Genomic DNA, 24,766 nt, shown 5'->3' with positions numbered 1-24,766 from the left:
CCCTTCTCAATGGGCGATCAGGGGCGCGCGGACCGGCCCCCGTCGCGGAACCAGTCTTTCCAGGACCACGGCCAGCGCCGGCAGCAAGGTCACCGCCATGAGCATGTTGGCCATGAACATGAAGGTCAGCAGCAGGCCCATGTCGGCCTGGAACTTCAACGCCGAGAACGACCAGGTGGCCACCCCAACCGACAGCGTCAGCGCGGTGAACACCGTGGCCACGCCCACTTCGCGCAAGGCCTGCTGGAAGGCGGCGACGATGTCGCTTCCTGCTGCCAGGTGCAGTTGCAGGCGGTTGTAGATGTAGAAGGCGTAATCCACCCCGACGCCCACGGCCAGCACCATCACCGGCAAGGTGGCCACGGTCAGGCCGATGTCGAGGGCCTTCATGAACCAGTAGCCGAGGAAGGTCGCCAGGGTCAGCGGCAGGCAGCAGGCGAGCATCGCCCGCCAGTCGCGGTACACCAGCCCCACCAGCAGCACGATGGTCAGGTACACGTAGAGCATCATCGGCAGCTCCGAGCCCTCCACCACCGCGTTGGTGGCGGCCTGCACCCCGGCGTTGCCGCTGGCCAGGCGCACGCTCACCCCAGGCAGCACATGGCGCTCGCGGTACTGCTCGACGGCCGCGGTTATCTGCTTGAGGGTGCTGGCCTTGTGGTCGGCCAGGTACAGGTTGACCGGCAGCACGGTGCAGTCGGCATCGAACAGGCGCAGCGCTTCGGGCACCTGGCGCACGGTTTCGCCCAGAGACAGCTCGTCGACCGGCAGTGCCGCCCATTTCGGGTTGCCTTCGTTGACCCCCGAGGCCGCCAGCTTGGCCATGGCCGGCAGCGCCTGCGCCGACAGCACGCCGGGCAAGGTGCCCAGATACCAGGTCAGGCGGTCGACATAGGCCATCACGTCATGCCGGTAGCAACCGCCCGCCGGGGTCTGCACGGCCACGGTGAACAGGTCCAGGCCCAGGGCGAAATGGCTGACCACCTGCTCCACATCCTGGTTGTAGCGCGAGTCGGCGTGCAGTTCGGGCGCCCCCGGCAGCACATGGCCAATGTGCCGGCCCTGGCTCTGCCACACCGCCAGTGCCATCAGGCCAACGCCCAGCATGGTCACCCGCAGCGCGTTCCGCGGCTCGGCGATGCGCCCAAGGCCGGTCATCAATCCTTCGCGGCGCGCCCGCAGGCGCTCGACCTTGGCCACGTAGCGTCCGTCGAAACGGCAGTAGCTGGCCAGTACCGGCAGCATCACCAGGTTGGTGACGATCTTGTAGGCCACCCCTACCGACGCGGTAATGGCCAGTTCGCGAATCATCGGGATCGGCACCAGCACCAACGTCGCAAAGCCGACGAAGGCGGTGATCAGGGCCAGGGTGCCGGGAATCATCAGGCCGACGAAACTGCGCCTGGCGGCGGTCATGCCATCGGCACCGGCACAGACCTCCTTGGCGATGAAATTGACCTGCTGTACGCCGTGGGACACGCCGATGGCAAACACCAGGAACGGCACCAGGATCGCCAGCGGATCGAGGCCGAAGCCCAACAGCGTCAGGGTGCCGAACTGCCACACCACCGACACCAGCGAACACACCAGCGCCAGCGCCGTCAGGCGCCAGGAGCGGATGTACCAGTAGACCGCCAACGCCGTGAGCACAAAAGCCAGGGCGAAAAACTCGACCACGCTGCGGGCGCCGGCGCCGATATCGCCCATCTGCTTGGCGAAGCCGATGATCTGCACGTCGAAGTCGGCGTCGGCGTATCGCGCCCGTACCTGTTCCTCCAACTGACGACTGAAGGCCAGGTAATCGAGACGTTTGCCCGTCACCGGGTCCGGGTCGGCCAGCTCCGCCACCACCATGGCCCCACGCTGGTCATTGGCCACCAGGCTGCCGACGAAGCCGCCGGCCAGGGTGCGCTCACGAATGCCGGCAATGGCCCGGGCATCGAGGTTGCCGATGGTGACATCACCGCCGACCACGTCCTCGGCCTTCATGCCCTCCTCGGTGATCTGCACTGCGCGGGTGTTCGGCGTCCACAGCGAAGTGACGCTGCGCCGGTCGATGCCCGGCAGGAAGAACAGCGTCTGGGTCAGGTCGTGCAAGCGTGTCAGCGCCGCCGTGTTCCAGATATCGCCATGGCGCGCCCGCAGCACCACGATGACGCGGTTGGCGCCGAACAGCACGTCGCGGTACTGGTTGAACGTCTTGATATAGGGGTGCTGCTGCGGCAGCTGTTTGTCGAAGCCCGCCGTCATCTCCAGACGCGCGGCAAACAGGCCCATCACCAGGGTGACCACGGCCAGCAGGCCGAGGGTCGCCAGGCGGTGGCGAAAGACCAGGCGCTCGAGCGCCGAGACCAGATTAGCCAGCATGAATAGCCTCCCCACCACGCGCTCGCAAGCGCGTGGCGGCCGGATCAGAAGGAGTAGGAGATGTTGCCGCTGACGAAGTCGCGGTCGGCCATCAGGTTGTTGTCGCCCCCGCCCCAGTAGCGCACCCACTGCAGGCCGCCTTTCCAGCGGTCGCGGTGGTTGAACAGCAAGGAGGCGGTCAGCGACCTGCGCCCCTCGACGAAGGGCATGGCGTTGGGCGTGGTGCCCTTGACGTCATGGCTGAAGTCCAGTTGCGGGGTGACGGTGACGCCGCTGCCGAACAGGTTCGGGTAGTTGAGCCCGAACTCGGTGACGTAGCCCCACGAGGTACGGTCCGGCAGCGAATAGTCGGGAAGCACGTAAGGCACCCGGCCCGAGGTGTCCAACCCCGGATAGCGGGTGACCGCCACCTCCGCCAGCAGGAAGCCGTCCGAGGCGCCCAGGGCGTTGGGGATGAAGCCCAGCGGGTCGTTGCCCGAGAAGGTATAGGTGGCGTTGACGTCAGCCTGCCACTTGCGTTGCTCGACGAAGCCCTTGCTCACCCCGGTGTCGAACACGCTGTAGCGATTGTAGCTGCCGGTCAGGCCCTGACCGAAGGCTACCGTCGGGTCGATCGCCACACTGTCGTGGGGCCGGAACGACAGCTCGCCGGCCACGGCCACCGGCCCCACCAGGGTGCTCATCGACACGCCGAACAGGTCCTTGTCCTCGCCGTAGTTGATGAAGTAATCGTCTACCACCAAGGCGTCCGGGTTGCTGCGCGCCGTGTAGCCGATGAACGGCAGTTTGTCGTGGTAGCGCTGGTAGAACAGGCCGAACTCGGTGTTGATCGACTCCGCCATCCAGCGCAGGGCCAAGCCGTACTGGCCGCCGTTACCGGGCTTGCGTTCGCCGCCATAGGGTACTGCCAGGCCGCTGGCCACCAGTTGCTCGTGGCTCAGGCCGCTGGTCAGCGGGTCGCCGCAGCGGCCGGTCGGGCTTCCGGCGCAGGTGCCGGGTTGCAGGCCTTCGACGAAACCCGTCGGGTAGTAGATCGCCCGACGCCCTTCGCCCGCGATGTCGGCGCTGGAGAAATAGGTGCCCACCGGGTCGACGTCATAGCCGTTCCACTTGAACTGGTAGTAGCCCTCCAGGTTCAGGGCGTCAGTCAGTCCCAGGCTGAACGAGGCCATCGGCGCGGGGATGAACACTTCCTTCAACTGCGTGCCCGGGGTGTGGTACTTGGGCAGGCTCAGGGCGTTGATCTGGTTGATGCCGCCGCTGACGAACAGCTCCGCGCCCCAGCTGATCACCTGGTTGCCGACCTTGACCTTGGCCGGCATATCGCCGAGGTCGAAGCTTTTCGCCAGCCACAGGTCGAGCAGGTCGAAGCGCTGGGTCGCGTCGCGCCTGGCCGGCCCCTCCAGGTCGGTGCGACGGGTGTCGTCCATTTTGAAGTCCCGCGCCCAGGCCACCCGCCCCAGGGCACTCCAGCCCTCGCCGAAACGCAGGCTCAGTTCATGGGTACCCTTGAGCACCTGGGAGAACACGTCGTGTTTGTGGTAGTTGAGGTTGCCGTCGTCGGCGTTGCTGTAGTTGATGTCGGCGTTGGCGTAGCCATTGCCGCGCTCCAGGTTGTAATAACGGCCCAGTTCGTTATGGGTGGCGGTGTTGCAACCGCCATTGTCATTGCCCAGCAAATGGCAGTCGGGCGATTGCAGGCGGCTGGCGAAACCGTAGGACAGGGTCGAGTCGACGCTGCCCGAGATCCCGTGCTCGCTACCGAATGTCACGGCCTGGCAAGGTTGCGCGCCGAGCAGCCCGAGGGCAGCCAGGGCCAGCGCCGGGCACGGTGCGGCCTTCGCCCATGCCCGCGAAGGGAGTCTGTTCATGCTGTGGTCTCCCGAGGCTCAGCGCTCGCCGCGACGGCGCAGTTCGCCCGCGTTGAACAACTTGTCACTGACCCGGCCCTGCAGGCCGGCGGTGAGGTCCAGGGCCGCGCCCTGCTGGGTGAAGCCGTCGGCGATATAACGCCGGGCGATCAGGTCGTAGCTGACGTACTCGAAGCTGGTGCAGGCCTGGATCTCGGGGGCGGCCCACAGGCTGCCCTCTTGCACCCGCCACAGGTTGCCCCTGGCGTCGTACATGTCCACGTGCAGCAGGCTCCAGCTGTCCTCGTCGAAATAGAACACGCGCTTGGCGAACGAATGGCGCTTGTCGGCCTTGACCGTGGCCTCCACCACCCACACCCGATGCTTTTCGTAGCGCTGCGCGTCACGGTCCAGGTACTGCTCGCCGATCAGCTTGTCGTAGGTATTGGCCTTGTCCACCAGACGGTAGGAGTTGTACGGCACCACCACTTCGCGCTTGCCCAGCAGCTTGAAGTCGTAGCGGTCCAGGGCGCCGGTGAACATGTTGATCTGGTCGACGAAGTACAGGTTGTCGGAGCCGGCGATCGGATTGTCGTAGGCGAAGGTCGGCGCCTGGCGCACGCGGCGTTGCCCGGGGAAGTAGATCCAGGCGTTCTGCGGCTGGTCCAGGCGCGCGTGCACCAGGTACATCTCGCCGGCGCGCGAGGACGGCGACTGGATGTCGTAGAGCAGCTTGGCTTCGATATCGCCGGTGTCCTCGGGCGTTTTGACCGCCGGGTCGTTGTAGGGGTAGTACTCGCTGGCCCACTGCCGCACCTCGGTGAGCCCGCCGGCCGCCTCGCGGCGCAGGAACGAGATCTGCGCTTTGCGGCCCTTGGCCATGTAGCGCAGCTTGTAGTTCCACAGCACCTCGATGCCGCTTTTCGGTTGCGGGAACGGCACCGCGGCCCCGGCGGCCTGCTCCAGGCGCCAGCCATCAGCGCCGATGCGGGCTTGGCCGGCAAAGTCCTGGGTACGCTTGGCCACCTCGGCGGGGATGGCGCAGCTGCGATGGGTGGGGTACACGTCCAGGCGATAGCCCGGGTAGGCCTTGATCAACGCCACCTGGCCTTCCGGCAACTGCCCCTGGTACTGGGCCACATTGCTGGCATCGATCGAGTACAGGCGCTTGTCGCCGGCATAGGGGTCGCCATGGCCCGGCGACCAGCCGGCCGGCGCCTCGGTCAGGCCGCCGGTCCATGCGGGAATGCTGCCATCGGCATTGCCGGCCCTTTCGGCCCCCGTAGGGGTAAGGTCGGCAAGGGCCGTGAGCGAAGTGGTGGTTCCGAGCAGCGCCAACAGCGCGCCGCCCAACAGGGACAGGGGGCGTGGTTTCATGAACTTTTCCTTGCGGGATTGTTGTGGTTATCGAAAGGCAGTTCGTAACGGGCAAGGGCGCGGAAAAAGGGGCCGCCAAAAGACGGCCCAACATGCGTTTCCGGCTCTGCGTGACAGACAGTATTCAATGGCGGTGGCCAGCGGCTTGGCCGCATGCGCCAGGGTGTTTGTCATCCGGTGCCAGCAGGCAAGTACCCTCTGCGTGTCAGGCCTTGAGCCCGCGCTCCTCCCACCAGTCCCAGGCTCGCAGCGCCTGGCGCGCCGTGCGCCCGGCCCAGCACGACAGGGTGTTGCCCGGCATCGGGATGGCCTTTCGGTTGACGATCCAGAAGTCGCTCAGCTCGCTGCGTCGCCCCTGCAGCAGGTCGGCGATGGTGCGCCCGTTCAGGTGGCTCAGCGCCACGCCGTGGCCGAAGCACCCCCCGGCATAAATCATGCGTTCATCGCCGACAAAGCTGATCTCAGGGACCATGTCGGCGTTGACCGACACCGGCCCGCCCCAGCGATAGGCGATGCGTACGTCGCGTAACTGCGGGTAGATCCACTTGAGGTGTGTCTCGCAATGGGCCCAGGTGGCCGGCGAGGGCTGTTCGTGCATGGCGCTGCCGGTGTAGGCCCGCACATCACCACCGCCCATGACGATGCGCCCGTCCGCGGTCGGGCGAAAATAGTGCAGCATCTGCCGGTTGTCGCCGAAGGCCTCCCTGCCCTGCCAGCCCAGACGCTGCCATAGCGCGTCGCCCAACGGCTCGGTGACCACCTGGTAAGTCCACAGCGGGAACTGGCGGCGCTCCAGCACACGAGAACCGGGTACCTGCCGTGAGTAGGCATTGGTGGCGATCACCAGCTTGTCGGCGGTCACCTTGGCCACGGGCGTGCGTAACACGATACCGACGCCGCGGTTGTCGATATCGAGCACCGGTGTCGCCTCATGGATACGCACCCCTGCGCAAGCTGCCAGGCCCTTGAGCCCGCGCACGTGCTTGCAAGGGTCGAGGTAGCCGGTCTCGGCTTCGCGAATGCCGCCCAACAACCGAGGCGAAGCGTACTGCTGACGCAGCGCGTCGCTGTCCTGCCAGCGCATGTCCGCCGCCAGTCCCAGCGAGTCGTACAGCTCCAGGGTCTTGCCCAGGCGCGCTACCTGCTGCGGCGAATAGCTGACCCGCACCAGCCCGGCATGGCGGTAATCAGAATCGATGCCGTGGCTGTCGATCACCTCACGGGTATAGGCCACGGCCTTTTCGAGGTAGTGGTGGGCGTCGATCATCTTCTGCCGTCCCCAGCGCAGCACCACCAGTTCCGGCTCCAGCCCGAACAGCTTGGTGCTGAAACCGGCATTGCGCCCGCTGGCGCCGAAGCCGATCAAGGCCGCCTCCAGCACCACCACCCGGGCACCGGGGTTGTCGCGCTTGAACTGCCAGGCAGTGTTGAGCCCGGTAAAACCTCCACCAATCACCGCCACATCGACCTTGAGGTCTTCGGTCAGGCGCGTATTGGGCGCGTAGGCGCCGTAGTCGTGTTGCCAGAAGGAGCGATGTTCATGCACAGCGTCGTTGTTGTTGTCGTTCATGCTGGACTCTCGGGTTTCGCACACAGACATGCGGTCCCTCCGAGCCTATCGGGTGGCGCGGCAACGTGATTGACCACGGACGCCAGATTTTCAGCACCCCGTGCCAGGCCCGCGCCCGGCCTGGCGGAACTGCTGCGGCGATTGCCCGGTCCAGCGCCGGAACGCCCGGGTGAAAGAGCCGGATTCGGCATAGCCGAGCAGCAGAGAAATCTGCGTCATCGAGTAGTCGGAATGATTCAGGTAGCCCAGCGCCAGGTCACGGCGCACCTCCTCCACCAGCACAGAGAACTCGATGCCCTGGTCCTTGAGCCGACGTTGCAGGGTACGCCGGCTCAGCCCCATGCACTCGCTGACCTCATCCAGTGACGGCACGCCACTGGCCATGCCCAGCGCGATCATGCGGGTGACCTGGGGCAGCAATTCGTCGCTGATGCTGCGCTGCTCACGCGCCTGCTGCAGGTACGGCTCCAGGGCCATGAACAGGCGCTCATTGCCTCGCGCCACCGGCAGTTGCAGAACCTCGGCGGGCAGCGTGATGCGGTTGGTCGGCTGGCTGAAGAACAACGGGCACATGAACAACTGCTTGTGCATCGACACGTCCGCCGGGCGCGAGTGCTCGAAGTCCACCCGCAGCGGCCGTACCGGGCTGGCGGTGATCAGTTGCAACTGGCGCAGGATCGTGGCGATGGCGAACTCGGCGTCCTGGCGGCGGTTGACCACGGTGCTGTCGGTAACCTGGTAGGTGATGCGCAGCTGGCGGCCCTCGCAGCTGTAGTCGATGGACGACTCCTGGGCGAACACCACGATATAGGTGTGCAGGGTCATCAGCGCCTTTTCCACGCTGGGCGCGCAATGCAAGGCGTGGCCCAGGGCACCGATATCGTCGGCCTCGGTCTGGCTGCCCAGGGTCAGGCCGACGGCCGGATTGCAGGTGCCGGCCGCTTCCCACAGGGCGACATACTGGTCGCCAGGGATTTCGATATCGGCGCGTTCCAGCAGCGGCAGGTCGATGCCTAGGGCTTCCAGGTGCGGGGCGAAGGTGGTCCTGAAACGGCGGAAGAAGTTTTCCGAGAGGACGGTGCGCACTGATTTCATGTTGTTCTTCGCAGGTCGTTTTTAGAGTGCCAGGATCAGGAAAAGGCGCCACCGGGCGGCGCATCGCCGATGAGTCCGCGCCTACAGGGGGCGTGTGGTCGCTCACAGCGACTGTAACCGATTGTTACTGAGGTGGGGCAAACGCCCGCACCAGGTGATCGATCACCGCCCTCACCCTGGCCGTGTGGCGCAGGTCCTGGTGAGTGACCATCCACACCTCGTAAGGCTGGCTGCGCGTACGCTGCGGCCAGACCCGTCGCAGGCCGTCACGCTGCCCGAGCGCCACGGGAATCTCGCCCAGGCCCAAGCCCTCGGCGATGCCCCGGCGCAGCATCATGCTGGCATTGGCCGCCATCACCACCCGGCCCTCGCCCATGGGCACGTCCACCAGGGTCGGTGCGCCGCGGTCACGCCAGTACGGCTCGTACACCACCAGGTCGTGGCCGGCGAAACTGCCCTCCTGCGGCACGCCGCGACGCGCCAGGTAGTCCGCCGAGGCGAACAGGCCCATCTGCCAGCTGGCCAGCTTGCGCAGCACCAGGTCGGGGTTGTCCGGGCGCTGGTTGCGGATGGCGATATCGGTTTCGCGTTGCGACAGGTTGACGATCTCCGAGCTGCCACTGAGCACGATGCGCACCTCGGGGTGTTCCTCGTGCAAGCGGCGCAATGCCGGGATGACGAACTCCAGGGCCAGGGAATCGGTGGTGGCAATGCGCACCTCGCCGGCCTGTTCATTGTCGCTGCCCCGGGTGCGGCGGGCCAGTTCCAGGGCGGCCTGCTCCATCTTCTGCTCCATTTCCACGGCCACTTCGCCGGTGGCGGTGAGCTGGTAGCCGGCGGGGGTGCGCAGGAACAGGGTCGCGCCAAGGTCCGCCTCCAGCGCCGCCACCCGCCGACCCACGGTGGCCTGGTCGACGCGCAGTACCCGGGCGGCGCGGCGCAGGGTCAGTTCGCGGCTCAAGGCCAGCAGCATGCGGGCGTCATCCCAGTTCATTGGCTCACTCCATTACTTGTCGGCCCGCAGGCATCGCGGCGCCTGAAGAAAATCTGCAAAGGTGCGTCGCAAAATCGCCGCGCGACCGCACGACGCGGGTTTCATACCCTGTTACGCACCGGGCCAAAGCGGCCTTTCCTCAGAATGACAGAGGTCTTCATGCGTCACATCCCCACTCACATGACCGCCATCGACATCACCCGGCCTGGAGGCCCCGAGGTCCTCCAGGCCGCCACCCACGCCACGCCTCGACCAGGCCCCCGCGAGGTGCTGATCCAGGTCCATGCCGCCGGCGTCAACGGCCCCGACCTGCTGCAGCGCAAGGGTCTTTACGATCCGCCCGCCGGCGCGCCGGACATTCCGGGGCTGGAGATCGCCGGCAGGGTCGTGGCCCTCGGCGAACAGGTCCGCCATTTTGCCGTGGGCGACGCGGTGATCGCCCTGGTCCAGGGCGGCGGCTATGCCGAGTACGCCGTGGCCGACGAGCGCACCACCGCGCACCTGCCGGACAACCTGTCGATGGTCGAGGGCGCGGCCTTGCCGGAAACCTTCATGACCGTCTGGGTCAACCTGTTCCAGCGCGGCGGCTTCAAAGCCGGTGAAAGCGTGCTGATCCACGGCGGCGCGTCCGGCATCGGCACCACCGCCACACAGTTGGCCCGCGCCCTGGGCGCGGCGAAGATCTTCACCACGGTCAACGGCGCAGGGCAACAGGCCGCCAGCCTCGAGCTCGGCGCCGACGTGGCCATCGACTACACCCGCGAGGATTTTGTCGAACAGGTCATGCTGCACACCGACGGCAAGGGCGTCGACGTGATCGTCGACATCATCGCCGGCGACTATGTGGCCCGCAATTTCAAGGCCGCGGCCATGGATGGGCGCATCGTGCAGATCGGCGTGGTCAAGGGCCCGGCCACCGAGGTCGACCTGTTCCCCCTGCTGACCAAGCGCCTGACCCATATCGGCTCGACGTTGCGTGCACGCAGCTCCGACGACAAGGCGGCGATCCTCGAGGATCTGCAGGCCAAGGCCTGGCCCCATGTGCGCAGCGGCGCGGTCAAGCCGCTGATCCACGCGACCTTCCCGCTGGCAGCGGCCAGCCAGGCCCATGCCCTGATGGAGTCTGGCCGGCATATCGGCAAGGTGGTGTTGCAGGTTGCGCACAACGGCTGAGTCAGTCGAGCGCGCCGCTGCCCAGGGCGATCCTGATCGCCTGGGCGGTGGTGCTCACCCCCAGGCGCCGGCGAGCGGCGCGCAGGTGGTTTTCCACGGTGCGCACCGACAGGCCCAGGGTGGCGGCGATATCGGCCTGGCGTTGCCCGGCGGCGGTCCAGGCCAGCACCTGGCGCTCACGCGCCGACAGCTGACCCTCGCCGGGCGGTGCCTCGAGTAGCCGCCGGGCGCCTAGGAACGCCGCGTTGGCCAGCAGGGTCAGGGCCAGGCGCGCCGGCGCCGAAGCGTCGATGCGCACACCGCCCAGGCTCATCGCGCCCTCCAGGCCTGCCGGGCCGAACACCGGCACCTGCAGGCCATGGATGCCCGGCCCGCCGGGCAACCGAACCACCCGATAGCGTTCACCTTCGTCGCCAGGCTGCTTGCTCCAGAAGAACGCTTCACGGGCTGCCAGCAGATGGCGGGTCACCGGACAATGGCGCACGTAGGTCCGGGCATCGACCACCTGGCCGTCGCCGAACCAGTCCCCTTCCACCCAGTGGATGCGCTCGACCACCTCGTCCCGCGCAGCGCTGGCGCTGAACAGCACGAAGCGGTCATAGCCCAGCGGCCGGGCGAACGTGCGCACGGCCGTCTGGATCGTCGCCAGGGTGGTGGCCTGCTCGATCTGCCGGACCGCCTGTACCACCTCGTCGAACGGCATGCCGTTCACCCGCCGTTGGTCGCCTTGAGCAAGGCCGCGGCAGCCAGCTTGCCCAAGGCGTTGCCGGCCAGCGGGCTGTCGCCGGTGAGCAGTCGGCGGTCCTGGTGGACGGCGCCGGAGATGCCGTCGTTGACGATCTCGACGCCCTGGGCCTGCAGGCGCTCGCCGAACTTCCAGGTCAGGTGGCCGGGCATGTAGCCGATGTCCGGGGTCTTGGCGTCCAGCTCATCGGGGAAGGCGCAGATCTTGTAGCCATCGAACAGTTTGCCGCCGGCCAGCAGCGCCGCCGGACCGTGGCACAGGGTGATGACGAACTTGTCGTGGTCCGCCGCCCATTTCAGCACTTGGGCGACTTCTTCGCTTTCCGGCAGGCCGATCAACGCGCCGTGACCGCCGGGAATGAACACCCCGATGTAGTCCGAGTCGTCACCCAGGGCACTGTCGATTACCTCGGCGAGCTTGCGCGGCTGCTTGAAGGCGGGCTTGTAGCGCTCGAACAGGCCGAGCACCTGCTGGTCCTCGCGAGGCATGGCCCAGTATTCGAACTTGACCGGGTTGCCCGACAAGGTCGCGACATCGAAGGCGAAGCCGGCCTTGTCCAGATGATACATGGGTAGCAGGGTTTCCACGGGATGGTTGCCGGTGGAGAACAGCGTGCCGTTGTCGGTGAGCAGGTAGCGCTCGTCGGCACCGATCAAGAGGATTTTCCAGCGTCCGCCCTTGTAGGCGTCGGGGTAGTCGGCGCCGCTGAGGTCGGACTTGGGCGAGGTGAACTGGCTGAGGGAATACGGCGAGGGGAAAAAGGCGTTGTCCTCGGCCGGATCGGGGGTCGGGCGTTTGTCGTCGCTGCTGTTGGTCATGATTGTGCTCCTGTGCCTGGGGGGTTGACCGGATCCATGCTAGGAGGCCACCGGATCAGCGGCAATGAGGGTTTTCCCTCAACGGCTGCCTGTGGCATCGGTACATCAGACCGCGCGGTCCCTGGAACGGCCTTGTGTCGCGAAAAGGCTGCGAATGAACTCCGGGCAGTCTAGCCGAGCGCGGCGGGCGTATCGACGTCGCGCAATACCCCTGCGTCGTCTACCTCGACCAACCGCAACTGTTGCCGATGCCGTTGCAGCACCGAACGCGCGCCCTCATCACCGGTCATCAGTGCGAGTTCAGGCCAGTAGTTGCGCCCGAACAGCACCGGATGCCCATTCTGCCCCTGATGACGCGGCACCACGATGACCGCAGGGCCAGCGGTTTCGACCAACCGCCGTAAGGTCGCGGTCAGGATCCATGGCATGTCCCCCAACAGGATGGCGACCGCCTGTGCCTCGCTGTCATCCAGCGAGGCGGCGCCCGCCGCCAGGCTATGGCCCATGCCCAGCCCGGCATCGAGGCTATGGATGATCCGGCAGTCCGCCGGCAACCCCAGGTCCTCGCCCCGCTCGCCAGCGCGCAGCACCACGCGCACGTCGTCGAACGCCTCCAGGGCGTGCTCGACACTGTGCTGCAAAAGACTACGACCATCACCCAGCACGGCCCGGCGCTTGTCCGCGCCGAAACGCGACCCCTGGCCGGCCGCCAACACCAGCGCGACGATGCTCACAAGGCCTCGCGGGCGATGCCGCTACGGGTGCGCAAGATATCGGCGAGCACCGCCAGGGCGATCTCCGCCGGCGTCTTGCTGCCCAGGTTGAGACCGATGGGGGCATGGATGCGCGCCATCTCGGCATCGCCGAGCCCGCCGATACGGCGCAGACGTTCACGGCGCTTTTGCGAGGTGGCCCGCGAGCCCATCACGCCAATGTAGAACGCTTCGGTGTGTACCGCTTCGAGCATGGCCAGGTCGTCGATCTTCGGGTCGTGGGTGAGCGCCACCACCGCCGTGTCGCGGTGGCAGCCACCGTTGGCGATGAACAGCGAGGGCAGTTCCCGACGGATTTCTATCCCGTCGAGCACCACGTTGTCCATCACCTCGTCGCGAGGGTCGCACAGCACCACCTCGAAACCCAGGCCCTTGCCGAACTCGGCGCAGAAATGCGCGACACTGGAGTAGCCGGCCAGCAACAGCCGTTGGGCGGCGCCGACGCGCAGGCGCACGCATGCGCCGCCCTGCTCCACCCGTGGCCCCTGGCTGTGGTCGTCCTGCACCTGGCGTTCACCCGTACGCAGGTCGACCTCGCGCACAAGCCGGCGGCGGCCCAGCAAGGCCGCCTCCAGCTCGCCCAGGTGCGCCTGGGTCGCGCAGTCGCCCGGCAGGTTCTCCACCAGCACATCGAGGATGCCACCGCAGGGCAGGCGGATGTTGCCGCGAGTGTCGCTGCCGTCGCCATAGCGCACCATGGTGACGGCCGCGGCGAACTCGCCAGCGGCGACGCGTTCGAGGAAGTCCTCCTCGACGCAACCGCCGGACAGCGAGCCGACCCAGTGCCCCTGGTCGTTGACCGCCAGCAGCGAGCCCGGCGCGCGAGGCGCCGAGCCATAGGTGCAGAGCACCGTGCACAGCCACACGCGCAAGCCGTCACGCGACCACTGCGCCGCCTGGCGCACCACCTGCAGGTCGAGATGCTGCACGGGTCAGTCCGCCTTCAGCTGGGCCAGCTGCTGGGTGGTCAGGTCGCCCGGCAGGCCGCCCCAGGCTTCGCGCAGGTAGTTGACCATGTCGGTCAGTTGCCCGTCGTCGAGCTTGTCGGCGAAGCCCGGCATCGGCTGCATCCGCTCGAAACCGGTGAACTGCTGCTCGCGGATGCCATCGACGATGGCCTTGACCAGGTTGCGCGAGTCGGCCTGGCGCAGCACGGTGTTGCCGCGCATGGCCACGGCGATGTGCGGTTTGCCCTCGCCCTCGCCACCATGGCAGCCGGCGCAGACGTTGAGGTACTGCTGGCGGCCACGCTTGGCGCTCTCGCCCATGGTCTCGTGGGCGACTGTCTGCACCACCTTGGCCGCCGGCGGCTGGTCGCCGAGCAGGTAGGTGGCCATGGCCGACAGGTCGCTGTCCTGCAGATGCTGGGTGCTGTGGTGCACCACCGGGTACATTTCGTTGAACATGCTGCCCTGGGCGCTGACACCGTGCTTGAGGAAAGTCGCCAGATCCGCATGGTTCCAGCCACGGTCGGCCAGGTCCTGGGCCAGCAGGCTAGGCGCCAGATAGCCCAACAGCAGGCCGCCGGTCAGGCGCTTGTCCTGCTGCAGCGCGCCAATCGGGTTGCGCGGGGTGTGGCACTCGCCGCAGTGGCCGAGCACCTCGACCATGTACTGGCCGCGTTTCCACGCCTCGCTGTTGCCCTTGCCCTCCTCCAGCTGCACGCTCTTGCCGTACAACAGGTTCCAGCCGACCAGGCCGGTGCGCACGTTGAACGGGAAGCTCAGGCTGGTTTGCGGGGCCGGACGGTTGATCGGCGCCACGCTCATCAGGTAGGCATGGATCGCGTCGGAATCCTCCCGTTTGACCAGGTGGTACGAGGTGTACGGCATGGCCGGGTACAGGTTGGCGCCGTCCTTGCGCTTGCCCTCGGTGAGGGCGGCGAAGAACTCGTCACTGCTGTAGTTGCCGATACCGTACTGCTTGTCCGGGGTGATGTTGGTGCCGTAGATGGTGCCGAACGGCGAATGGATCGGCAGGCCGCCAGCATAGGGCGCGCCGCCTTCGGCGGTGTGGCAGGCCATGCAGTCGGCGGCGCGGGCCAGGTATTCGCCACGCTTGATCAAGGCCTCGTCCGCCGCCTGGGCGTTGCAGGCGACCAGTGCGCCGATGGCCAGTGCCAGGCTGCTCAGAATGCGCGTCATGCTCAGCCCTCCTTGACCAGGCCGAGGTCGCCCAATACTTCGCGGGTCGCCTCGTAGTAGCGCACGTAGCCGGTGCAACGGCACACATGGTGGCCGAGGCTGGCCTCGATGGCGCCCTCCAGCTCACTCTGCTTCAGCGGCTTGCGCTGGGCTTTTTCCACCAGCACCGTGGCGGCGTTGACGAAGCCCGGCGCGCAGTAACTGCATTGGAAGGCGAAGCGATCGACGAACTTCTGCTGGATCGGGTTCAACTCGCCCGGATTGCCGGCTTCGTCGAGCTTGGCGTGGCCCTCGATGGTGCGGACTTTCTTGCCCTCGAAGTAATGCGCGCCGGTGATGCAGGTGCGCACCTCTTCGCTGGTGCCGTCGGGGTTGTCGACGATTACCACGCAGGCATGGCAGATACCCTGGCCACAGCCCAGACGCGAGCCCGTAAGGTTCTGGTATTCGTGCAGGTAGTCGATCATCGCCAGGTCATCGGGGACCACTTCGGTGACGACAGGTTGACCGTTGAGGGTCAGTTGCAGCTTGCGGTCAGCCATTGAGGGCCTCCTTGACTCGGGCGGGGGTGATGGGCAGGTCGCGCACGCGCTTGCCGATGGCATGGGCCACGGCATTGCCGATGGCGCCGACCACCGGGATCATCACCACTTCGGCGATGCCCTTGGACGGGTCGGTCGGCGACAACGGCGGCAGGATCTCCGAGGTCTGCTTCCACACCGCCACATGCCTGGCCATCGGCAGGCGATAACGGTTGAAGTTCCAGTCGCCCTCGCCCGGGCCACCCTCGTACAGCGGCATTTCCTCCAGCAGCGCATGGCCGATGCCCATGGCGATACCACCCTCGAGCTGGCCCTTGACCAGCTCCGGCACCAGTACCCGGCCGCACTCGACCCAGCTGTGGTGGTTGAGCACCGTCACCTCGCCGCTGCCCTTGTTGACCTTGACCTCGACGATGGTCGCCACCGGGCTGTAGTAGGTGACCATGGCGTTGTTCAGCTGGGTGGCCGGGTATTCGGCGTTCTGCCGGTCGAGCAGGTGGAAGCCGGCGCTGTTCATCTGCGCCTTCTTCGCGTTCACCGCGCCGTCGCCGTACTTTACCGCCACGGCATCGAGCGGCAGGCGCTCGCGCACGCCGTCGATGACGAAGTCGGCCTCGGCCCAGCTCCAGCGGTTGAAACCGTGCACGCTGACGCCGGTGACCAGGCCCATTTCGTGGGCTTTCTTCGCCAGCGTGGCGAACGGGATCGGCGCCAGGCCATTACCGGTCAACTCGCCGTTGACCCACACCGCGTTCTCGCGGCGCACCACCAACGGGTTGGCCTGGCCGCCATACGGGCCTTGGCTCCACAGGGCCATGGCCGCCGGCCACAGGCCGTGGTTGAACAGCACGCGGGCCGCTTCGCGGGTGGCGTGGCTGAAGTAGAACGCCGAGTTGGTCGCCGACGACGGCGAGGCCAGCTTGCCGACCCAGCGCGGGTTGCGCAGTGCGGCGTCCTGCTCGGCCTGGCTGATCAGGTAGGGGTTGCCGCTGGTGGTCAGCGCCAGCTCCGGCCATTCGGTCTGGGCGGTCATGACCTCGTCGGCGACACGGCCGAGGAAGTCGCTGACCACCAGGGCCTGGGAAGTGGACATGCCAGTGCCCAGCTCGGTGCCGATATGGCGCAGGCTGATGCGGCCATCGGCGCTGAACTCGACCGCCGCCATCGGCGCCTCGGAGCCGGTGCCGAAGTCTTTCTGGGTGATGGCAAAGCCCACGCCATACCAGTTGTCGTGGTCCTTGGCGTCCTCGGCCTGCTTGCGCGCCTGGCGGTTCTTCCACCAGTCGTGCGCGGCGGCCTTGTCGAGGATCTCGTGCAGACGCAGGGCACCGGCAGGCACCGCGCCCTGGGTGTTCTTCATGCCCGACTTGAGCGCGTTCTTGCGGCGCAGCTCGATGGCGTCCACACCCAGGCGGTCGGCGATCTCGTCGACCATCATCTCGGTGGCGGCCATGCTCTGCAGGGTGCCGTAGCCGCGCATGGAGCCGGCCTCGACACCACGGGAATGGTACGCGGTCACCGACAGGTCGTTCTGCGGCATGTAGTAGATCGACTGCGCCGCGGTGGCGCCCACGGCGGCCACCGACGGGCTGTAGTTGATGCGCCCGCCGCCGTCGACGCTCATGTCGGCGCGGAAGATCTTGAAGCTCATGTCCTTCTTGTCGACGGCCAGCTGATAGCGGATGTCGAACGGGTGGCGCTTGATGCCGCTCTGGAACTGCTCGTAGCGGTCGTTGGCCAGGCGGATCGGCACGCCCGCGCCGTACAGCGCGGCGACGGCGGCGTAGAACACGAAGATGTTGTTGTCCTTGGAACCGTAGCCAACGGTGTAGCCCGGGTGCATGTTCAGGTGCTTCAGGCCGAAACGCGACGGCTTGATCATGTGCACGCATTCCTGCGCCACTTCGAACGGGCACTGGGTGGCCACGACGAAATGCAGGGTGCCGGTGGCCGGGTCGAACCAGCCGTTGCCGTTGTCCGGCTCGAGGGCCGCGGGCTCGATCGACGGAGTCTTGTAGCGCTCGTCGAACAGCAGCCAGTCTTCCGGCGGCTGCTTGAGCTGCTCGTCGATGCGCTGGGCGTAGAACATCCCCTGCTCGGTGAGGTTGCCGTGCTGCTTGGGCTCGGCGGTCCATACCGGCTTGCGCGCCAGGATGGTGGGGAACAGCATGGTGTTCTTCAGGCTCGAGTATTCGTCCTCGTCGAACGGCGTCTTGCCGCCCACGCGCACGAAACGGAAGCTGCCGTAGGGGTCGCGCTGGTACAGCGGGGCCTGGGCGCCGTAGCGGATCGCCTGGTCGTTGAACTGCAGCTTGAGCTTGGCCTTGCGGAAACGCTCGAAGTCGTTCCAGATCAGGATCGCCACCGGGTGGCCGATGAACATTGGTACCTGGCCCGGCGGCAGCAGCGGATCGGGCGAATGGGCCTCGGGCCAGGCAATGCCGTCCTTCTTCAGGTCGTCGGCGGTGACGATGCGGTCCGGTTGCAGCTCGGCGCCCAGCAGCGACAGGTCGTAGCCTGCGTAGAGGCGGTCGGCCTTGGTGGCCTTGAGCAGCATGGCGTGGCCCTGCTGCTGCGGCCAGCCGGGCATGTCCTTGGCGCGAATGTCGCGGGCGAACACCTTGTTGCCACAGACCTTGGACAACGCATCGTTACGAAAACGCGCCTTGCCGTCGTGGTTCATCCACTTCTGCGGCGAAGTGGTGACCTTGCTTTCCATCAGGGCGGCGAAGGCCTGGCTGCCGAGCGGCGCCAGGGTCACGCCGACACCGGCGACCAGCCCACCTTGCAGGAACGAGCGCCGGGAAATATCACGGTTGGACATGGTTGATCCTCTGGGTAGCTCTTGGGCTGCCCATGCTTTTTCTGGTGCTTGAAAACTGGGAGGGCGCGCACGATCACAAAAACTGACTACGAAGTCAAGTTAACGATCGTAGAGTGCCACTGCAAGTCAAGCAGACAACTTGTCGCGGGGGGGCGCGATCGCGCCGCGAAGGCTCAATCCGGCAAGCGATAGCGCTCGGCGAAGTATTGGCGGAAGAACTCCACCGCCACCCGCACCTTGGCTGAACCGGCCAACGGCGCGGTGTACACCGCCCAGATATCCGCCGCCTGCTGGTAGTCCGGCAGCACCTGCACCAGCCGACCCTCGGCGATGCTGTCGTGCACGTCCCACCACGAGCGCAGCAGGATGCCGCGCCCATCCAGGCACCACTGGTGCGCCACCTCGCCATGGTTGCTCGACAACGCGCCGGTCACCCGCACGCTCTCCTCGCCCTGCGGCCCTTCCAGGTGCCACAGCCCGAATGGGTGGTCGCGCTCCTTGATCACCAGGCAGTCATGGCTGGCCAGGTCCGCCAGCACCCGTGGCGCGCCATGCTCGGCCAGGTACGAAGGTGCCGCGCAGAGCACCCGGCGATTACGCACCAGGGGCTTGGCGATCAGGTGAGGGGCGATCACGTTGCCCACGCGGATGTCCAGGTCGACGCCTTCGGCGATCAGGTCCACCAGGCGGTCGTGCACATCCAGACGGATGTCCAGGCGCGGGTAGCGCGCCGCCAGTTCCGACAGCGCCGGCGCCACGAAGCGTCGCCCCAGGCCCAGGCTGCTGGCGATGCGCAACTGACCGACCGGCTCGCGCTGGCCGGCGTTGAGATCGTCGTCCATGCGCTGAAGGGTCTCGAAGATCTGCTGCGCCCATTGATACACCCGCTCGCCCTCCTCGCTCACCGTCACCCGCCGGGTGGTGCGGTGCAGCAGGCGCACGCCGAGGCTGTCCTCCAGCAGGCGGATGCGCTTGCTGACGAACGCCGCCGACATGCCACGCTCGTCGGCCACCGCGGCGAAGCTGGCGCGGCGAGCCACCTGCAGGAAGATGTCGAGGTCGTCCAGGTTCGGCAGATTATTCACGATTCGTGCACCAAGAATTGATGGATTGCCGGATTATCTCCGAAGCACAGCCTTATAGCATGGCCGCATCTTCCCTGAACACGAGAGGCGCCCCATGACCAAGACCTTCAAGATCGCCGCCATCCCCGGTGACGGCATCGGCAACGAAGTCCTCCCCGAAGGCCTGCGCGTGGTCGAGGCCGCCGCCCGCAAGCACGGCCTGAACCTTGAGTTCGAGTTCTTCGAATGGGCCAGCTGCGACTACTACCTGGCCCACGGCAAGATGATGCCAGACGACTGGTTCGACCAGCTCAAGGGCTTCGACGCCCTGTACTTCGGCGCCGTCGGCTGGCCGGACAAAGTCCCTGACCATATCTCGCTGTGGGGATCCTTGCTCAAGTTCCGCCGCGACTTCGACCAGTACGTGAACATCCGCCCGGTGCGCCTGTTCCCCGGCGTGCCCTGCCCGCTGGCGAACAAGCAGCCCGGCGACATCGACTTCGTGGTGATCCGCGAGAACACCGAGGGTGAATATTCCTCCCTGGGCGGGCGCATGTTCGAAGGCACCGACAACGAGTTCGTGCTACAGGAGTCGGTGTTCACCCGCCGTGGCGTGGACCGCATCCTCAAGTACGCCTTCGACGTAGCGCAGACCCGCGAACGCAAGCACGTCACCTCGGCGACCAAGTCCAACGGCATGGCCGTGAGCATGCCCTACTGGGACGAGCGCACCGCCGCCATGGCCGCCCACTACCCCGAGATCAGCTGGGACAAGCAGCACATCGACATCCTCTGCGCCCGTTTCGTGCTGCAGCCGGAACGTTTCGACGTGGTGGTGGCCTCCAACCTGTTCGGCGACATCCTTTCGGACCTCGGCCCGGCCTGCGCCGGCACCATCGGTATCGCGCCGTCGGCCAACCTCAACCCCGAGCGCACGTTCCCGTCGCTGTTCGAGCCGGTGCACGGTTCGGCGCCGGACATCCACGGCAAGAACATCGCCAACCCGATCGCCATGATCTGGTCCGGCGCGCTGATGCTCGAGTTCCTCGGCCAGGCCGACAACGACGCGCGCTACCAGGCGGCCCACGACGACATTCTCAAGGCCATCGAGACAGTGATCGCCAACGGCGACACCACCCGCGACATGGGCGGCAGCCGCTCGACCCAGGAAGTGGGCAAGGCCATCGCCGCGCTGCTCGGGGCCTGAGTCGGCGACAGGTCATCGCGCTGCAAGCCCGCTCCCACAGGAAGATGTGCTGCCTGGGGGAGCGGGCTTGCCAGCCAACCATCCGGATTGTCCGACGATCCTATTGCCACCCACTTCGATTCGATGCAGAATCTGTAAACCAAAAGATACTTGTTATCCAATAGTTAACGGAAAGGAAAACCCGGCCTCGATACGGACTTCCCAAACGCCTGACGCCTACTACAAAAAAAATGCTCCAGGAGACAATTGATGTCCCCCAATAACAAAAAGATCGATGTGTTCCTGATCGCCGTGAGCCTGTTGGCCGTGCTGCTCACCGTGATCGGCCTTGCTGCCTTCCCCGCCCAGGCCGAAAGCCTGGCCAACCAGCTGTTCGAGGTGGCCACCCGCACCTTTGGCACCAGCGTCCAGGTCCTGGTGTTCGGCAGTTCCCTGGCCGTGCTGTACCTGGCCTTCAGCAAATACGGCAACATCCGCCTGGGCGCCGGCAAGCCGGAGTACTCCACCACCACCTGGGTGTTCATGTTCATCTGCGCCGGCATGGGTTCCTCGACCCTGTACTGGGGCGTGATGGAGTGGGCCTACTACTACCAGACCCCGGGCCTGAACATCGCGCCGATGTCGGCCAAGGCCCTGGAGTACAGCGTCAGCTACTCGTTCTTCCACTGGGGCATCAGCGCCTGGTCGATCTACGCCCTGGCCTCGCTGGCCATGGCCTACCACTTCCATGTGCGCAAGAAGAGTGGCCTGAACCTGGCCTCGATCATCGAGGCGGTCACCGGCTTCAAGGCCACCGGCCCTGTCGGGCGCGCCGTCGACCTGATCTTCCTGCTGACCATGATGGGCGCGCTGACCGTGTCGCTGGCGCTCACCGCCTCGACCCTGACCCGTGGCCTTGCCGACCTGGCCGGCACCCCCAACACCTTCACCGTGCAACTGCTGGTGATCGGCGCGGTGGCGCTGCTGTTCTCCTTGAGCTCGTACATCGGCATCGACGGCGGCCTGCAGCGCCTGTCGAAGATGGTCTGCATCGGCGCCCTGGTGTTCGCCGCCATCGTCCTGCTGGTCGGCCCGACCCAGTTCACCCTGAACAATACCGCCAACTCCATCGGCCTGATGCTGCAGCACTACGTGCAGATGAGCCTGTTCACCGACCCGGCCGGCGACGGCGCCTTCACCCGCAACTGGACGGTGTTCTACTGGCTGTGGTGGGTGTCCTACGCGCCGGGCGTGGCCATGTTCGTCGCCCGCGTCTCGCGCGGCCGGCTGATCAAGGAAGTGGTGTTCGCCCTGCTGCTGGGCGGCAGCTTCGGCTGCTGGTTCTTCTTCGGCGCGCTGGAAAGCTACAGCATGCACCAGTTCATCAACGGCCAGATCGACGTGCCCAAGCTGCTCGGCACCCTCGGTGGCGAAGCGGCGGTGACCGACCTCTTGCTGGCCCTGCCGTGGGGCACGCTGTTCCTCGCCGCGTACCTGTTCATCATGGCGGTGTTCTGCGCCTCGCACATGGACGCCGCCGCCTACGCCGTGGCCGCCACCAGCACCCGCAACCTGCGCGAGGGCGAGGACCCGAGCCCGACCCTGCGCCTGTTCTGGTGCGTGGTGCTGACCCTGGTGCCGCTGGCCATGCTGTTCGCCAAGGCCTCGCTGTCGACCATGAAGACCGCCGTGGTGCTTACCGCGATCCCGTTCATGGTGATCCTGCTGGTGAAGATCTACGGCTTCTTCAAGTGGCTGGCGGCCGACTACGGCCAGGTGCCGGCGTACCGCATCGAGGAAGAGGCCACCCGCCTGGCCGGAGAAGAGCCACCCATGCAGGCACCACGCAGCGCGGCGGCAGTGCACTGAGTCTGGATTTGTCGTGGGAGCGGGTAAGCCCGCTCTCACATTGCCAAACCTGCGACAAATTTTTTTGCCCAGCTTGTTAACCAACAGATACGCGTTAACCAATAAGAACCGAGATAGAACCATGAACGATTTCAAACGCCTGCCCGCCGACTTCTGCGCCAACCCCGAAGTGGCCTTCACCCTCCCGGCCACGTTCTACACCCAGGCCGCCGTCTTCGAGCACGAGAAGGAAGCGATCTTCGCCCGCAGCTGGATCTGCGTCGGCCACCGCAGCGAAGTCGCCGAGAAGAACGCCTACTTCACCCGCCAGGTGATCGGCGAAAGCATCATCGTCGTGCGTGGCCGCGACGACGTGCTGCGCGCCTTCTACAACGTCTGCCCGCACCGCGGCCACCAACTGCTCGAAGGCAGCGGCAAGGCCAAGAACGTCATCACCTGCCCGTACCACGCCTGGACCTTCAAGCTCGACGGCGAACTGGCCCACGCGCGCAACTGCGAGAACGTGGCCAACTTCGACAAGGACAACTCCACCCTGGTGCAGTTGCGCGTCGAAGAGTATGCCGGCTTCATCTTCATCAACATGGACAACGACGCCGGTTCCGTCGAAGACCAGCTGCCCGGCATGCAAAAGCGCATGCGCGAAGCCTGCGCGGTGATCGACGACCTGCACCTGGCCGCGCGCTTCGTCAGCGACACCCCGGCCAACTGGAAGTCGATCGTCGACAACTACCTCGAGTGCTACCACTGCGCCCCGGCCCACCCCGGCTTCTCCGACTCGGTGGACGTCGGCCAGTACAGCCACAGCCTGCACGGCAACTGGACCCTGCAGTACGGTCTGGCCAAACCGTCGGAGCAGTCGTTCACGTTCGATGAAACGGTCAAGGACCCGTCCTTCGCCGGCTTCTGGGCCTGGCCGTGCACCATGTTCAACGTACCGCCGGGGGCCAACTTCATGACCGTGATCTACGAGTTCCCGGTCGATGCCGAAACCACCCTGCAGCACTACGACATCTACTTCCTCAACAAGGACCTCACCGAGGAGCAGCGCAAGCTGATCGACTGGTACCGCGAGGTGTTCCGTCCCGAGGACCTACGCCTGGTCGAGAGCGTGCAGAAGGGCCTGAAGTCCCGCGGCTACCGCGGCCAGGGGCGGATCATGGTCGATTCGCAGCGCAGCGGCGTGAGCGAGCACGGCATCGCCCACTTCCACAACCTGATCGCCGTCGCCCACCTGGACGACTGAACACGCTCCCCGCCCCGCGCCAGGGCCTGGCGCGGGCTTCGTTGTCGAGGTACGCCATGGCCAAGCAATACGAAATGTTCAAGGTGCGCGTGACCGGCGTGGAACAGGCCACGCCGCAGATCAAGCGCTTCACCCTGGCCCGCGCCGACGGCGCCGCCCTGCCCGCCTTCAGCGGCGGCAGCCATGTCATCGTGCAGATGCAGTCGGCCTGCGGCAGCCAGTTCAGCAATGCCTACTCGCTGATGAGCGACCCGCGCCAGTTGCACAGCTATCAGATCGGCGTGCGGCTGGAGGAGCAGTCCAAGGGCGGTTCAGCGTTCATGCACCAGCAGGTCGAAGTGGGCAGCGAGCTGACCATCTCCACCCCCAACAACCTGTTCGCCCTCGACCCCAAGGCGGGACGCCACGTGCTGATCGCCGGCGGCATCGGCATCACCCCGTTCCTGGCGCAGCTGCACGAGCTCGAAGGCGGCGCCACCCCCTACGAGCTGCACTACGCCTTCCGCACCCCCGAGCACGGCGCCTTCCAGGGCGACCTGGCGCAAGGCCCGCATGCCGGCAACACCCGCTTCTACATCGACAGCCTGGGGCGCAAGCTCGACCTCGCCGCGCTCTGTGCGGGGCTCACCGATGACGCCCATCTCTATGTGTGCGGGCCCAAGCCGCTGATCGACGCGGTGATCGCCAGCGCCGCCGCCGCCGGCATCGCCGAGTCCCGCGTGCATTGGGAACAGTTCGCCGCCGCCGCGCCGGCCGCAGGCTCGGCGTTCACCGTGGTATTGGCGCGCTCCGGCACCGAACTGGAAGTCGAGCAAGGCATGACCATTCTCCAGGCCATCGAGAAATCCAAGGCCGCCAAGGTCGAGTGCCTGTGCCGCGAAGGCGTGTGCGGCACCTGCGAGACGGCGATCCTCGAAGGCGAGGCCGAGCATTTCGACCAGTACCTGAGCGACGAGGAGAAAGCCTCGCAACAGACCCTGATGCTGTGCGTCTCGCGGGCGCGCTCGGCGCGCCTGGTGCTGGATCTCTGAGCCCCGGCGGCGGATCGCCTGCCCACGCGGATTCGCCGGTGAGATGTAACTGAATACTGCCAATAAGCGCTGAAAAGGAAAATCAGAGAAACGTCCTACGT

At 66.3% G+C, this 24,766-nt stretch carries 19 protein-coding genes; 5 read left to right on the top strand and 14 right to left on the bottom strand.

Annotation, left to right across the window (positions count from 1 at the left end; genetic code table 11):
* Positions 1 to 6: 6 nt before the first annotated feature.
* From K5H97_RS11505 to K5H97_RS11480, 6 genes are all read right to left on the bottom strand, one after another.
* On the bottom strand, positions 7 to 2,367 hold the full coding sequence (locus tag K5H97_RS11505; RefSeq protein WP_028689277.1) for an efflux RND transporter permease subunit: 2,361 nt from the start codon (positions 2,365 to 2,367) through the stop codon (positions 7 to 9).
* Positions 2,368 to 2,411: 44 nt separating this feature from the next.
* Complete coding sequence (locus K5H97_RS11500) at positions 2,412 to 4,238, bottom strand: DUF1302 domain-containing protein (protein ID WP_028689276.1); 1,827 nt, start codon at positions 4,236 to 4,238, stop codon at positions 2,412 to 2,414.
* 18 nt (positions 4,239 to 4,256) lie between these two features.
* The gene (locus K5H97_RS11495; RefSeq protein WP_028689275.1) at positions 4,257 to 5,594 is read right to left on the bottom strand and encodes a DUF1329 domain-containing protein; all 1,338 of its coding nucleotides are present in this window, start codon (positions 5,592 to 5,594) and stop codon (positions 4,257 to 4,259) included.
* 205 nt (positions 5,595 to 5,799) lie between these two features.
* Positions 5,800 to 7,164 carry an NAD(P)/FAD-dependent oxidoreductase gene (locus K5H97_RS11490; protein WP_230962654.1) on the bottom strand — a complete coding sequence of 455 codons (1,365 nt, stop codon included), beginning with the start codon at positions 7,162 to 7,164 and terminating at the stop codon, positions 5,800 to 5,802.
* A gap of 90 nt (positions 7,165 to 7,254) precedes the next feature.
* Positions 7,255 to 8,259 carry an AraC-like transcriptional regulator QhpR gene (qhpR, locus tag K5H97_RS11485; RefSeq protein ID WP_028689273.1) on the bottom strand — a complete coding sequence of 335 codons (1,005 nt, stop codon included), beginning with the start codon at positions 8,257 to 8,259 and terminating at the stop codon, positions 7,255 to 7,257.
* A gap of 124 nt (positions 8,260 to 8,383) precedes the next feature.
* The gene (locus K5H97_RS11480; RefSeq protein WP_028689272.1) at positions 8,384 to 9,253 is read right to left on the bottom strand and encodes a LysR family transcriptional regulator; all 870 of its coding nucleotides are present in this window, start codon (positions 9,251 to 9,253) and stop codon (positions 8,384 to 8,386) included.
* Between the two features lie 180 nt (positions 9,254 to 9,433).
* On the opposite strand from K5H97_RS11480, the gene K5H97_RS11475 reads away from it, so the two are divergent.
* Positions 9,434 to 10,426, top strand: coding sequence for an NAD(P)H-quinone oxidoreductase (locus K5H97_RS11475; protein ID WP_028689271.1), 993 nt, complete (start codon positions 9,434 to 9,436; stop codon positions 10,424 to 10,426).
* Position 10,427: 1 nt separating this feature from the next.
* Here the strand turns inward: K5H97_RS11475 and K5H97_RS11470 are convergent, their stop codons facing one another.
* The 8 genes from K5H97_RS11470 to K5H97_RS11435 all read right to left on the bottom strand — a co-directional run bounded on the left by K5H97_RS11470 (position 10,428) and on the right by K5H97_RS11435 (position 19,357).
* On the bottom strand, positions 10,428 to 11,129 hold the full coding sequence (locus K5H97_RS11470; protein WP_051555633.1) for a PA1136 family autoinducer-binding transcriptional regulator: 702 nt from the start codon (positions 11,127 to 11,129) through the stop codon (positions 10,428 to 10,430).
* Between the two features lie 5 nt (positions 11,130 to 11,134).
* The gene (gene hchA, locus K5H97_RS11465) at positions 11,135 to 11,989 is read right to left on the bottom strand and encodes a glyoxalase III HchA (RefSeq protein WP_028689269.1); all 855 of its coding nucleotides are present in this window, start codon (positions 11,987 to 11,989) and stop codon (positions 11,135 to 11,137) included.
* Between the two features lie 170 nt (positions 11,990 to 12,159).
* Positions 12,160 to 12,723, bottom strand: a complete 564-nt coding sequence (locus tag K5H97_RS11460) for a nucleotidyltransferase family protein (protein ID WP_028689268.1) — start codon at positions 12,721 to 12,723, stop codon at positions 12,160 to 12,162.
* A complete protein-coding gene (locus K5H97_RS11455; protein ID WP_028689267.1) occupies positions 12,720 to 13,691 on the bottom strand; it encodes an XdhC family protein in 972 nt (323 codons plus the stop codon). The genes K5H97_RS11460 and K5H97_RS11455 overlap by 4 nt, the downstream gene beginning before the upstream one ends.
* A 3-nt stretch (positions 13,692 to 13,694) precedes the next feature.
* Positions 13,695 to 14,906 (bottom strand): cytochrome c, encoded by a 1,212-nt coding sequence (locus K5H97_RS11450; protein WP_028689266.1) that lies wholly within the window; start codon positions 14,904 to 14,906, stop codon positions 13,695 to 13,697.
* Between the two features lie 2 nt (positions 14,907 to 14,908).
* Entirely contained in the window at positions 14,909 to 15,448 is a 540-nt protein-coding gene (locus K5H97_RS11445; protein ID WP_028689265.1) for a (2Fe-2S)-binding protein, read from the bottom strand.
* The gene (locus K5H97_RS11440; RefSeq protein ID WP_028689264.1) at positions 15,441 to 18,272 is read right to left on the bottom strand and encodes a xanthine dehydrogenase family protein molybdopterin-binding subunit; all 2,832 of its coding nucleotides are present in this window, start codon (positions 18,270 to 18,272) and stop codon (positions 15,441 to 15,443) included. Before K5H97_RS11440 ends, K5H97_RS11445 begins: the two co-directional genes overlap by 8 nt.
* A 173-nt stretch (positions 18,273 to 18,445) precedes the next feature.
* Positions 18,446 to 19,357, bottom strand: coding sequence for a LysR substrate-binding domain-containing protein (locus tag K5H97_RS11435; protein WP_028689263.1), 912 nt, complete (start codon positions 19,355 to 19,357; stop codon positions 18,446 to 18,448).
* Between the two features lie 94 nt (positions 19,358 to 19,451).
* On the opposite strand from K5H97_RS11435, the gene K5H97_RS11430 reads away from it, so the two are divergent.
* The 4 genes from K5H97_RS11430 (at position 19,452) to K5H97_RS11415 (ending at position 24,665) form a co-directional block, all read left to right on the top strand.
* Positions 19,452 to 20,543: a tartrate dehydrogenase gene (locus K5H97_RS11430; RefSeq protein WP_028689262.1), complete on the top strand. Its 1,092-nt coding sequence runs from the start codon at positions 19,452 to 19,454 to the stop codon at positions 20,541 to 20,543.
* 249 nt (positions 20,544 to 20,792) lie between these two features.
* A complete protein-coding gene (locus K5H97_RS11425) occupies positions 20,793 to 22,391 on the top strand; it encodes a BCCT family transporter (protein WP_028689261.1) in 1,599 nt (532 codons plus the stop codon).
* Between the two features lie 121 nt (positions 22,392 to 22,512).
* Complete coding sequence (locus tag K5H97_RS11420; RefSeq protein ID WP_028689260.1) at positions 22,513 to 23,634, top strand: aromatic ring-hydroxylating oxygenase subunit alpha; 1,122 nt, start codon at positions 22,513 to 22,515, stop codon at positions 23,632 to 23,634.
* A gap of 56 nt (positions 23,635 to 23,690) precedes the next feature.
* Entirely contained in the window at positions 23,691 to 24,665 is a 975-nt protein-coding gene (locus K5H97_RS11415) for a PDR/VanB family oxidoreductase (RefSeq protein ID WP_036985824.1), read from the top strand.
* Positions 24,666 to 24,766 lie beyond the last annotated feature (101 nt).

It is taken from the genome of Pseudomonas mosselii (assembly GCF_019823065.1).
GTDB classification, from domain to species: domain Bacteria; phylum Pseudomonadota; class Gammaproteobacteria; order Pseudomonadales; family Pseudomonadaceae; genus Aquipseudomonas; species Aquipseudomonas mosselii.
The sequence above is the reverse complement of the archived record's forward strand: the minus strand, read 5'-3'. Positions and strand labels throughout refer to the sequence as shown.